The sequence below is a fragment of the Acidobacteriota bacterium genome (assembly GCA_022340665.1).
Taxonomy (GTDB): domain Bacteria; phylum Acidobacteriota; class Thermoanaerobaculia; order Thermoanaerobaculales; family Sulfomarinibacteraceae; genus Sulfomarinibacter.
Genome location: JAJDNM010000011.1, coordinates 1 through 11,584, shown reverse-complemented (window position 1 = coordinate 11,584; position 11,584 = coordinate 1). Strand labels below are relative to the sequence as shown.

Below are 11,584 nucleotides of genomic sequence, written 5' to 3'. Positions count from 1 at the left end.
CCCTGGCTAGTTGACGTGACGGATCGCTCCGAGCTCGAGCTGTGGCTCGGAGGCGGTCCGCCGTATCGCGCAGGCACCACGGTGATGTTGGTGCGAGGCGACGGAGAGGACGTCCGCAGCTTTCTGCCCAACGCGCTCGATGCCGCCAAGGAAGGCGCGAAACGGGTCGTCGTGTGGGTCAAGAAGGCATCGCTGCTCACGGCTGACGAAGAGAACGAGCTTTACGGCGCGGGCGACGATGCGCTCGCCTGTGTGCTCGGTGGCGGTGGGCGTGCAGGTGGCTGGATCACCCGGGATCGTCTGCGGGTCGAGGATGCCGAGTTCGCCTTTTCCGAAGCGGAGGATCTCAGTGCCTGAAATCCCGAAGAAGTACAAGCACCTCGAAATCGAGGAGAAGTGGCGCCAGACGTGGGATGAGTGGGGAATCTACGAGTGGGATCCCTCGCGTCCGCGCGAGGAGACTTTCGTGGTCGACACGCCGCCACCGACGGTCTCCGGCTCGTTGCACGTCGGGCACGTTTTCAGCTACTCCCACGAGGACCTGCTGGTGCGCTACCAGCGAATGATCGGCAAGAACATCGCCTTCCCGATGGGATGGGATGACAACGGCCTGCCAACCGAGCGCAGGGTGCAGAATCTGCTCGGTATTCGGTGCAACCCGCATCTGCCCTACGACCCGGACTGGAAGCCGGACTTGGAAGGCGGCAAGCGCAAGGAGATCGAGGAGGTCTCGCGGCGAAACTTCATCGAGGCTTGCGGGCTGGTGACCGCGGAGGACGAGAAGGCCTTCGAGCACCTGTGGCGCCACCTCGGGCTGTCGCTCGACTGGTCCGAGCAGTACGCCACGATCGACGATCACTGTCGCCGGATCTCTCAGCTCAGCTTCCTCGACCTGGTCGAAAAGGATCAGGTCTATAACCTCGAATCACCCAACATGTGGGACATCGATTTCAAGACTGCGGTCGCCCAGGCGGAGGTCGAGGACCGGCCGCGCCAGGGTCTCTTCTTCGATCTCCGCTTCGGGGTCGAGGGTGGCGGCGAGCTGCTGATCGCGACTACCCGGCCAGAGCTGCTCGGCGCGTGTATCGCGGTCGTCGCCCACCCAGATGACGAGCGATATCAAGAGCTCTTCGGCAAGTATGCCATCACCCCGCTCTACGGTGCGCGGGTGCCAATCGTCGCCGCCGAGCACGCTGAACCCGAGAAGGGCACCGGCATCCTGATGGTCTGCACCTTCGGCGATGCGATGGACGTCGAGTGGTGGAAGGCGTCGGGTCTGCCGGTCAAGCAGCTGATCGGCCGTGACGGCAAGATCCTGCCAGCCACCTTCGGCGAGGATCCGTACGAGAGCGTCGACGTGCAGCTCGCCCAGCGTTCGCACGACGAGATCGCGGGCCAGTTCGTCAGCAAGGCGAAAATGCGCATCGCGGAGCTGCTGGCGAAAAATGGCAGCCTCCCGGGCTGGGAAGGGCCGGCGCTGGTCGGTGAGCCCAAGCCGACCGAGCAGATCGTCAAGTTCTTCGAGAAGGGTGATCGCCCGCTCGAGTTCGTGCCCACCCGTCAGTGGTTCATCAGGACGCTCGAGCACAAGGAGGCGCTCCTCGCACAGGGCGACAAGATCCAGTGGCACCCGGCGCACATGAAGACCCGCTACACGCACTGGGTCGAGGGCCTCAACCAGGACTGGTGCATCTCCCGCCAGCGCTACTTCGGCGTACCCTTTCCGGTCTGGTACCCGGTGGGCGGCGATGGCGAGCCCGATTTCTCGCGGCCGATCTATGCCGACAAGGAGATGCTGCCGGTCGATCCGTTGACCGACCCGGCGCCGGGATACTCGGAGGAGCAGCGCGATCAGCCCGGCGGTTTCGCCGCCGAACCCGATGTCATGGACACCTGGGCGACCTCGTCCCTGACCCCCCAGATCCAGAGCCACTGGGGGATCGATCCCGAGCGGCACGCCAGGCTTTTCCCGATGGACATCCGGCCTCAGGCGCACGACATCATTCGCACCTGGGCCTTTTCGACCATCGTCAAGGCGTGGATGCACGAGGGTGAGATTCCCTGGCATCACGTCGTTCTTTCGGGCTGGATCCTCGATCCGGATCGCAAAAAGATGTCGAAATCCAAGGGTAACGTGGTGACCCCTGACGATCTGCTGGTCGAGTGGTCGTCCGATGCGGTTCGCTACTGGGCGGCGCGGGCCAGGCTGGGCACCGATACCGCCTTCGACCCGAGCGTCTTCAAGGTCGGCAAACGCCTGTCGACCAAGATATTCAACGCCAGCCGATTCGTGCTCATGCAGCTCGATCGCGTCGGTGGTGAGGTGCCGGGTGTGGAACACATCGAAGAGCCTCTCGACCTGGCTCTCGTCGAGCGCCTGCGTTCGGTCATCGACCAGGCAACGAAAGCCTTCGATGTCTTCGACTACGCGGCCGCCCTCCAGGTCATCGAGGAGAGCTTCTGGCAGTTCTGCGACCACTATCTCGAGCTGGTCAAGCTGCGCTCGTACTCCGACGACGATACTCCGGGCCGGAGATCAGCTCTGGCGGCGCTTCGGCTGGGCCTCAACGCCTACCTTCGCCTGCTGGCGCCCTTCATGCCGTTCGTGACCGAGGAGGTCTGGTCGTGGAGCTTCGCCGACGAGGGCCGCGCGAAGAGCATCCACACCTCAGCGTGGCCGACGACCGCAGAGCTCGAGGCCATTCCCCGGCCAGAAGTCGGTGGCACCTTCGAGGCGGCGGTCGAGGTGATGACCAAGATCCGTGGTTCCAAAACCGTGGCGCAGAAGAGCTTGCGCTGGCCGGTGGCTTCGCTCGAGATCACCGGACCTGCGGCGGTCAGAGATGCCCTCGCACCCGTGATGGATGACATCCTCCGCGCCGGCAACGTGGTCGATGGTGGCCTGTCGCTGGCGGAGGGCGATGCGCCCGAGGGTGAGCGTTTCGCGATAACCGTCACCCTCGGCGAGGAAGAGGGCGCGTAGGGTTCCGGGGTTGGGGTCCTTGGAACTGGGGCTGACGCCCCAGGCCAACTATTTGCCGCCGCTCCGCGGCTATCGTCGCCGAACCTTGCGATTTTCTTCATCACGTGTGTCCGTCGTAAGGGTGGTTCGACCTGGACCGAGCGCCGAAGGCGCGACAGATGAATAGCCCGGGACGTGAGCCCCAGGTTCTGGCCCATCCAACACCACGAAATCCCCGTGGGGGGTGACAGACGTTGAGCCTGGGTTGTGAACCCCAGGGAACAAGATTACGAACCGGGGATCAACGCAACCGGCGCCGGCATGATGTTCCAGGTGAATCCCGACAGACCCTCCGGGTGGGTGTAGAGCAGCTCGCGCTGCGGCTCGCCTTCGACCCACACATAACGGTTGATTTCGCCGTCGTCGTCGTTGGCGACGTAAAGCTCGTCGACGCCGTCACCGTCGAGATCGGTCAGAATCGAAGCATGCTCGAATCCTCCGGAGTTGCGATCGATCGACTCGATCGACCACTCGGCGCGCGGATCGTTTCCGGGGCGGAGCAGCCAAAGGCCGCTCTTGTTGGCCGCCGCCACCATCTCCTTGACGCCGTCGCCGTCGACGTCGCCCGCGGTCAGGAAGCGTGTGAGATTGTCATCGAGGCTGGCGATGAGCATGCCCTCGGCGGGGTCGGTGTCGGCGTCGAAACGCAGGATCTCGACTCTGCCTCCGGCGACCGCTTCGACCGAGACGTAGAGCTCGTCGATGCCGTCGCCGTCGACGTCGTCGACCAGGATCTCCTTCGCGTGGCGATCCCCGAGATCGGCCACCAGGACGCGCCCCTCGTCGGCACCCGGGACGTATCGGGTGACAAACCCGGGCTGAGGGGATCCATCGAGCTTGTTGGGAAGACTCGGAGTGGCGTAGATCTCGGGCACGCCATCGCTGTTCAGGTCGCCCACCTCGACCTCGTGGACGAAGGTGTTGGGCTCGGCGTCGAGCTCGGTGACGGTGAAGTTGCCGCTCGCATCGCCTACGAGCATGGCGACCACGCCCTGGTCATGCGTCGCGACGACGATATCTTTGATGCCATCACCGGTGACATCGGCCACCTCGAGGTCGCGCATGCGGCTGAACTTGCCGCCAAAGTCCTTCTCCCAAAGAGTCCTCGACGATCCGTCTTTTTTCCACAGCTTGACAATGGCTCTGGTTCCCCCAGCGGTCAGGATGCCGCTTTCACCATGAGTGGGCGAGAAGACCATCGCCTTGTGGAAGACGTTGCTCTCCTCGTCCTCGATGAAGCGATACGACCAGGCATCGCCGTCGTGGGTGATGATGCCGAGCCGCGCCGGCTGCGGGATTGGACCTGACGGACCGCTTTCGAGAACTGCCAGGCTGAGCAGCAGTCCGTTGTCCATCGGTTCCGCGGTCGGTTCGTTGGCACAGCCCGCGAACACTGCGATCAGGGGAAGGACCATTAGAATTGCAAATCGGCGCATGCTTTCTCCGTTCGTCGTTGATGAATCGGCCCGCAGGATCCGCGAGCCGGTCGGTATAGTAGCGCATTTCCAGTTATGAGTTCTGAATTTTCAGTTTTGAGTTTCGGTCCTCGGCGCGACGGATCGGTGGCGGGAAACCCAAAACTCAAAACTCATAACTCATAACTCAAAACTCAAAACCGGGTCTGCGTGCTAAACTTCCATGCCCTGGGAGGTTGTTGCGAAGATGAAACATCTGAGCAGGCTCAATCGGTACGCAGTCCCTGGCATGGCGGCCCTTCTCTCAATCATGACTTTGACCTCGTGCGGCGGCGAGGAGGTCGAGGAAACGACTGTCGTCGCAGGGGCACACCCCGTTATCGTCATCGCTATCGACGGTCTGAGGGCCGATGCACTGGGGACCTACGGATCCATGGCTCGGTCGAGCGCCTTCGACGCCCTGGCGGAGGAGTCGGTGCGCTTCGAATCCGCCTTCGCCCAGGCGCCGCAGCTGCAACCTTCCCTGGCCACGCTCTTCAGCGGTATGTACCCGACGACCAATGGACTGAGGTCACCGGGTGACTACATGGCGGATGAGGTTCAGACCCTGGCCGAGGTGCTCAAAGCCGCCGGTTACTCGACGGCCGCATTCATCGAGGGCACCGCGGGGATGAGCGACTACGGGCTCGCTCAGGGCTTCGACTCCTTCCAGACGATCCCCGACCCGGGCGTCCGAGCGGCGGAGTGGATGCGCGCGCACTCGGGCGAAAACTTCCTCCTGGTTCTCGCCGGATGGTCCCACACTGCCAGCGGTCAGGTGAGGACCCTGCTGGAAGGCTCCGGTCAGCCGGAGGGTATGGCGCAGCGGGTGGCAGAGGTGATCGCTTCGCGTTCCACCGACCAGCCGATCGAATTCAGCGACCAAGAGCTCGAGTGGGCCCGCGCCTGGTACGCGGCGCGAATTCAGGTCATCGACTCCCAGCTTGCGGCATTCATGGAGACGTTCAGAAAGCTTGGCCTGCACGATCGCGCGACGATGATCGTGCTGGGAAGCAACGGTTTCGCCCTCCAGGAGCACGGCGATCTCTTCGGAGAAACGCTGTACACGCCTGTCAGTCGGGTGCCGGTCTTTCTCCGTTGTGCGGCCGGCGCTGACGTCCGGTCAATTCCCAAGGTCGTCGAGGTCGTGGACCTGATGCCCACGATTCTCGAGCTCACCGGAAACCAGATTCCGGACGGCGTTCAGGGCTCGAGCGTGATTCCAATCCTCGACGGAGCCGGCCAGCCTCCATACGTGGCGTTTGCCGAATCGCCGCAGGCCGGTGGGCAGCGATTCGTGGCCCTCGGCGGGATGGCGGCGGTGTCCGGCATCGCCGGGGAGTCCGCCGAACTCTACGATCTCACAGCTGATCCGCTGCAGCTGCACGATCTTTCCAATTCAGAGGGCGAAAGGCTCGGGGTGATGATCCGCCATCTCCAGGCGTGGGAGAAGCTGTGCTCGGTCTCGTCGCTCGACCCCGACCTTCGCACTGAGGAAAACCTCGACGAGGACACGCTCAAGCAGCTCAAGAGCCTGGGCTACATTCAGTAGAATTAGGAATTAGGAATTAGGAATTAAGAATTAGGAAGTAGGAATTCGGAATTCGGAATCCTGCTTTCGATTCGGGATGTCTCACCCGCCCTCCAGATAACAGGGGAGGGTGGGGATTCAAAATTCAATAGATTGACTATCTGCCATTTGGCATATAAGTTAGTGTCAAATGGCAGGAGGTTCGATCATGGCGGGAGAAACTCAGAAGCAGCGCGTGGCGGAAGCAGCGGCGGACTACGGGGCACCTGCTCCGGCCTTTGCGTACGGCCAGCACGAGTATCTGTCGCTTCTCGGTTTACGGTCCTTCGATACCGGTTCGCTCCTGAAGCGGCTCGACGAGGGACTTTCGTTCGCAGCGTTCGAGCGCCTCAAACGCCGACTCCAGGTGTCATCGCAGGAACTCGCAGACACGGCACTGATCACCCACCGCACCCTTGCGCGAAGAAAAAAGGTTGGTCGGTTCGATTCGGACGAATCCGATCGGTTGGTGCGGATCGCGCGGGTTTTTTCGCAAGCAATCGAGCTCTATGGCGGGGACGAGAAACTGGCGCAGGCGTGGATGACGCGGCCCAGGCGTGCGCTCGGTGGACCGAGTCCGTTGGAGATGGCGCGAACGGAGGTCGGTGCACGCGAGGTCGAGAAACTGATTCACCAAATCGAGCACGGGGTCGTCATCTGATGATGACTTCATGGCGTGTGGTCAGGGGGGAATTCGCGGCCCGAGCTTTTGATGGAGAGGGCGCCCGGGTCTGGGGCGGAAGGTGGAACAGCCCCGGGCATGCGGTCGTCTATACCTCGGCCACCACCTCTTTGGGTCTTCTGGAAAAGATGGTCCACGCCGATATGGGCTTGCCCCCGCTCTACATCACCGTTTCCGTGACCTTCGATGCCGGCCTGATTGAAACGGTGGAGTTGGAGGTGCTCCCGGACGACTGGCGGTCCCTTCCAGCGCCTTTCACGCTGAAGCAAATTGGAGACGAATGGGCCGACTCGAATCGATCCTGCATTCTCGAGGTGCCAAGTGTCATCGTGCCGCACGAGTCGAACTTCATCCTCAACCCGCAGCACGAGGATTTCACCTCGATACGGATCGGCGACCCGATCGACCTCGACATCGATCAGAGACTCGCGTGAATTCGGAATTTGGAATTCGGAATTCCCGTCCGCACCCCCCGAGAACTGGGAGGGTGGGTGGCATTCCCAATTCCTAATTCTCAGATCCTAATTCTCGATATTCCGCGCCGTTAACCGGCGCGGAATATCGAGCTGCCGACCATCTGTTCCGGTTTCTCGATACCGAAGAAATCGAGGACGGTGACCGGCAGATCAAGAATGCTGGTGTTCGCCCGCGCGACCTTCTTCGATGACATCAGGGTGCCAGGTACCAGGTCGCGGGCCATCGAGTGGTCGCCGGACCAGGCCCAGGGGTTGAGGTCGATGGTCGGCTTGCCGGTGGAGCCGAGGACCGAGGCCGAGGCGTTGCGGTAGCCGGGGGTGTAGCCGACCAGAAGCTCGGGCATCATCGGAGTCGCCGGGCCGATGTACATGTCCTCGCGGCGGTAGACCTTGGCGATCGGGTGCTGGCCAGTCTCGGGGTCGACGACGGCCTCGAGCTCGCGCGCCAATTTGGCGGTGATTTCACCGGCCTTTTGCGGAGGAACGATGCCCTCGCCCTCCCGGCCCTGAAGATTGAGGTAGAGACCGTTGAAGCCGACGCCGTAGGCGACGCTCTGGCTCCAGTCAACGTCGAAGATGGACGTCTCCTCTTTCTTCGCCGCCTTGTCATTCAATACCAGGTAACCGTTGTCGCGCAGCCAGGTGTTGAGGTGAAACTGGCGAGCGAACTGGGTGAAGCCATGGTCTGAGCAGATCAGGAGCAGGGTCTTGTCATCGACCGCCGGCAGCACCTTGCCGACCAACTTGTCCATCTCCTCGTAGAGGTGGGGTATCCAGCCTGCAAAGCGGACGTCCGACTCGTTGTGCTTGGGGTGGGTCTCGTCCATGTTGCGCCACAGCATGTGAGCGTCCTGATCGGTGGATGAGACGTAGAAGTAGAAGAGGCCACTCTCGAAGCGAGACCACTGGTGATCGAAAAGGGCCATTCGTTCATTGAGGATGAGCTCGGCCTGGCCGACGTACTCCTCGTCGTTGATGACCTTGTGGTCAAAGGCCTTCATGTCCGATGGCAGGCCCTTGGTCCAGAAGGCGCCGATGTCACGCGCAATCTCGGCCCCGAACTCGGCCGGGTAGGTGACCGGTGCAGCCTGTGCCGACGGGTCGATATTGATCGGTGTCACATACAGCTGAAAATGTGGTGCCACGCCTTTCAGCAGGAATCGTGCGATCCCCTGCACCGATCCGATCACCGGCAGAAGGTCGAAGGTGAGTGTGACCCACGGGGAGTACTGGCCGCGCTTCAGGAGGATGCTCTGGCCCTGGATATCGATCCGGGCGCCGTCCGCCTTGGGGTCGATATAGGCAGTGAACGGGATCTTCGCAGTGTTGGCGTAGGGGTCGCTGCTGGTGTCCTTCGGTGTCTTGAGCGTGTTGACCGGTCCGAGGATGTTGGATCGAACCACGTTCTTGTTGACGTCGACGTAAAGCACCTCGCCACCCTCGAGGTTCGGGAAGTCCTCGAACACGTCAGAGGTGTAATAGGTAAAGACGCCGTAGGAGTCAACGAGATCCGGTGTACCCATGCCGGCGATCGCGTGGGTCGCCGTCTCCTCGACCGGAAAGTTCGTCGGAATCTTGGAAATCCAGGCCGGGATGTCGCGCTCTGTGAGGTAGGCCCAGAAGGGTTTGCCCTGGCGGTTGTTGACCGGACCTCCACCCTTGATCGGCAGGTGCACGTCTCCGACCGAGATCGTGAGGTCGGGATCGGTGTTTTGATAGATGGCGAACTCCGGAGTGTAGGTGAGGGGATTCCGGGCGATGAAATCGGCGATGCCGTGGCCTCCGGGGGTCATCCCGGTGATGAAGCTCGACCATGCGACCGGGCTCAGCGCCGGCATGGTGGTGCCCAGGGCCTGGAACGAGCCCATTTCGGCCAGCTTCTTGAAGTTGGGCAATCGGCCCATCTCCATCAGAGCACGGACTAGCTTCGGATCGAGCCCGTCGAGTCCGAGGACAATGACCTTCCTGTCGGTTGACGAACCGCCGCCGCATGCTGCCGGAGGCAGGGACAACCCGGCCGCAGCGGCAGTACCGCCGAGGATGCGCATGAAGTCGCGCCGGTCGACCCCGTTTCGGTTGATCATTCTGTTCACTGAGACCAATCCCCCATTCCCGATTGGTGGGCTCTCCACCTCACTACGTGTTGAGACAAAGATCCGTTTCGATCTATTCCGTTTTTCTCGCTGCCTCCACTGAATTTCTGAGATCGTTCCAGGCTTCGAGGTACTCCCCGAGGTGGTCGCGTCCGCCCGAGGCGATCTCCATCTGCAGGAGGTCGGCGACGAGCTGCTGCTCGCGGACGTAGGCTTGGTCGTCGAAAAACCCTGCGAAGTGGGCCATTCGGAGCCACACCAGGTACGTCGTCAGCGCGTCGCACTCATTGTAACGGACGACGCTTTCAAGCTTGCCCTCGAGCCACAGCGGGGCGACGTCGTTGCCGTCGACTCCCATCTTACCCGGTATGCCCGACTGAACGGCGATCTCGTGCAGGCTCGGACTGGCGAGACCCCATCCACCGACGATGTCCTTGAGGTCGATATTCCAGTCACTGCCGCGGGCGAAGTAGTCGATACCCTCCCAGGGTTTGTCGGGGCGCTCGCAGAATCCCGGAGCCGAAAGGCCGAGGACGAGCCCACGCTGGATGAGGATCTTGAGATCCGACTGGAGAGAGTTGAAGCCGACGATCTGCGGTCGGTTCTTGCCGAGAGCATCGAGGAAGGTGCCGACGACCGAGGATTCTGAAGTCTCCCTGGGATCGGCGGGGTCGCGTGGCAGGGACATGAGGTTGAGCTTGACGCTGCCGTCAGGCAGCTCACGGCGTTCCAAAGCGGCCACGGACACGACCCGGCAGATCGCGGTCTTGAGGAAGGGGGTCGGATCTTCCTCTGTTGCGCCGCCCTTCTCCCACATGACCCTGATGGCATCCGCGTCTTCGCTGTCTTCGGGGAGGTCGTACAACATTCGGCCGGCCAATGGGTCGGGGACCCACTCGAGATCGAATGCCCAGACCCGCTTCATGACGTTCTTGATCATGACGAGACTCCCAACGCGTGCAGAATCCAATAAATCAACACACCGAATATCACTGCCAGCAGAGGCATCAGAATGGTGAAGAATTCGGCGATCAGAGTGCCTCTGAGGCTGCCCGCGTGGGCCGGGTCGAAGGCCCGACCGAAGCCGTAGCGGTTGCCTATATAGGCGAGGGCGACGACCAGCAGGAGGGCCGCGATCCAGAGACCCCGGCCACCGTCCATGCCGCGGATGCGGACGGTCAGCAACGCGGGCCACAGAATTGCCCAGGCAACCATGTCGGAGATCGAAACCCAGGCAAAGGTTCGCCAGGGTGGACAGCGGTCTCGAAATCGGGGCATAGACAGGATGGCATGTTTGATGACGCCAGCGACGATGGCCGCGAGAATTACCGCCGGCACCGCAACCCACACCAACAGGTGGCCGAGGTCCTCGGCCGGCTGCGGAGGACCAGCTGAAGCGTGGGCGACCAAGGCGACAAATGAGGTCATAGAGGTACGGCTGACCCTATCACTTCGACCGAGTTTGTCGAGACCTTCCCTGGAACCAGGGCTTATGGTGTCTTGGCGGTTCCAATGTTACTGCTTGAGATGAGCGGCGGAGATGAGCAGACTATCGATCGGTTCACCCACTGTTTCGGTGCTTCAATTCGATCAGGCCGATGCCGATGACGAGCAGAGCGATGATCCAGAGCGTGATCCTCCCGCGTGGTGGGATCGTCTCAGGAGCGGCGACCAACCATCCGGCGACCACTCCTGCCCCACAGAGATTGATGGCGATCGCGCCGTCGAGCCCGAGACCCTGTTTCCCGCCTCTCCAGGAGATCAGCAGCGCGATACCGATCCCGAAGAGCACGCCTCCGAGAATGTTGGGGAAAAAATGAGTCACCACCGGTGGCATCCCGAGCGACTCCGCCAGCCACTGGGGATAAAAGAGCAACATCGTGCCCAATATCAGATTGATGATGGCGTCGGCGAGGACGAGCGATCGATGCACCTGGGAAGCTCCTAGGAGACGATTCGAAGCGATCCCTTTTCGTCGACCACAATCGACAGTCGCGCCGCAGCCTCATCGACCCGGGCAACCACAACAGTGTGAGAGACCCCTGGTTGGAGAATCAGCCGAAATATCGCACGACCGCTGACGGTCGAGCTGACTGAGACCGGACCGTTCCCCTCGAATTCACTGATCGATGTTTCGACGACGACTTTCGTGCCGTCGGGTGCCGGAAGCGTGAAATCTTGTCCGGTGCACACCACGATCTCGATCTCGAGGCGGTCCGGAGCATCGGTGGCCAGCGTGACTCTCTTGAATTTGACCAGCCAATCGTTGCTGCGATTCAGGGGGTTG

General features: G+C 61.8%; 11 protein-coding genes. 5 read left to right on the top strand and 6 right to left on the bottom strand.

Annotated elements, in window-relative coordinates; all coding sequences use genetic code 11:
* Together LJE93_01815 and valS are read left to right on the top strand one after the other, a co-directional pair.
* Window positions 1-357 (top strand): hypothetical protein (locus LJE93_01815; GenBank protein ID MCG6947636.1); only part of this gene is annotated, 357 nt, incomplete at its 5' end.
* A complete protein-coding gene (gene valS / locus LJE93_01810) occupies window positions 350-2,983 on the top strand; it encodes a valine--tRNA ligase (protein MCG6947635.1) in 2,634 nt (877 codons plus the stop codon). The genes LJE93_01815 and valS, both read left to right, overlap by 8 nt.
* 266 nt (window positions 2,984-3,249) lie before the next feature.
* On the opposite strand, the gene LJE93_01805 is transcribed toward valS, so the two are convergent.
* Window positions 3,250-4,458 (bottom strand): VCBS repeat-containing protein, encoded by a 1,209-nt coding sequence (locus LJE93_01805; GenBank protein ID MCG6947634.1) that lies wholly within the window; start codon window positions 4,456-4,458, stop codon window positions 3,250-3,252.
* Window positions 4,459-4,684: 226 nt separating this feature from the next.
* Between LJE93_01805 and LJE93_01800 the strand changes: the two genes are divergently transcribed.
* The 3 genes from LJE93_01800 to LJE93_01790 all read left to right on the top strand — a co-directional run bounded on the left by LJE93_01800 (window position 4,685) and on the right by LJE93_01790 (window position 7,162).
* Window positions 4,685-6,028 (top strand): sulfatase-like hydrolase/transferase, encoded by a 1,344-nt coding sequence (locus LJE93_01800; protein ID MCG6947633.1) that lies wholly within the window; start codon window positions 4,685-4,687, stop codon window positions 6,026-6,028.
* 187 nt (window positions 6,029-6,215) lie between these two features.
* Window positions 6,216-6,707, top strand: coding sequence for a DUF2384 domain-containing protein (locus LJE93_01795; GenBank protein ID MCG6947632.1), 492 nt, complete (start codon window positions 6,216-6,218; stop codon window positions 6,705-6,707).
* Window positions 6,708-6,709: 2 nt separating this feature from the next.
* Complete coding sequence (locus LJE93_01790; protein ID MCG6947631.1) at window positions 6,710-7,162, top strand: RES domain-containing protein; 453 nt, start codon at window positions 6,710-6,712, stop codon at window positions 7,160-7,162.
* A 110-nt stretch (window positions 7,163-7,272) separates the two neighbouring features.
* On the opposite strand, the gene LJE93_01785 is transcribed toward LJE93_01790, so the two are convergent.
* The 5 genes from LJE93_01785 to LJE93_01765 form a co-directional block, all read right to left on the bottom strand.
* Window positions 7,273-9,288, bottom strand: coding sequence for an alkaline phosphatase family protein (locus LJE93_01785; GenBank protein MCG6947630.1), 2,016 nt, complete (start codon window positions 9,286-9,288; stop codon window positions 7,273-7,275).
* A gap of 82 nt (window positions 9,289-9,370) precedes the next feature.
* Window positions 9,371-10,237 (bottom strand): 3'-5' exonuclease, encoded by an 867-nt coding sequence (locus tag LJE93_01780; protein ID MCG6947629.1) that lies wholly within the window; start codon window positions 10,235-10,237, stop codon window positions 9,371-9,373.
* Window positions 10,234-10,725, bottom strand: coding sequence for a hypothetical protein (locus tag LJE93_01775; protein ID MCG6947628.1), 492 nt, complete (start codon window positions 10,723-10,725; stop codon window positions 10,234-10,236). The genes LJE93_01780 and LJE93_01775 overlap by 4 nt, the downstream gene beginning before the upstream one ends.
* Window positions 10,726-10,858: 133 nt before the next feature.
* Window positions 10,859-11,230 carry a hypothetical protein gene (locus LJE93_01770; GenBank protein ID MCG6947627.1) on the bottom strand — a complete coding sequence of 124 codons (372 nt, stop codon included), beginning with the start codon at window positions 11,228-11,230 and terminating at the stop codon, window positions 10,859-10,861.
* Between the two features lie 11 nt (window positions 11,231-11,241).
* Window positions 11,242-11,584: hypothetical protein (locus tag LJE93_01765; GenBank protein ID MCG6947626.1), on the bottom strand; the 343-nt coding region annotated here is incomplete at its 5' end.

Coding starts and splice junctions, on each gene's coding strand:
- LJE93_01785 (MCG6947630.1), bottom strand. CDS start 9,288: ATGATCAACCGAAACGGGGTCGACCGGCGCGACTTCATGCGCATCCTC.
- LJE93_01800 (MCG6947633.1), top strand. CDS start 4,685: ATGAAACATCTGAGCAGGCTCAATCGGTACGCAGTCCCTGGCATGGCG.
- LJE93_01805 (MCG6947634.1), bottom strand. CDS start 4,458: ATGCGCCGATTTGCAATTCTAATGGTCCTTCCCCTGATCGCAGTGTTC.
- LJE93_01795 (MCG6947632.1), top strand. CDS start 6,216: ATGGCGGGAGAAACTCAGAAGCAGCGCGTGGCGGAAGCAGCGGCGGAC.
- LJE93_01790 (MCG6947631.1), top strand. CDS start 6,710: ATGACTTCATGGCGTGTGGTCAGGGGGGAATTCGCGGCCCGAGCTTTT.
- LJE93_01780 (MCG6947629.1), bottom strand. CDS start 10,237: ATGATCAAGAACGTCATGAAGCGGGTCTGGGCATTCGATCTCGAGTGG.
- LJE93_01775 (MCG6947628.1), bottom strand. CDS start 10,725: ATGACCTCATTTGTCGCCTTGGTCGCCCACGCTTCAGCTGGTCCTCCG.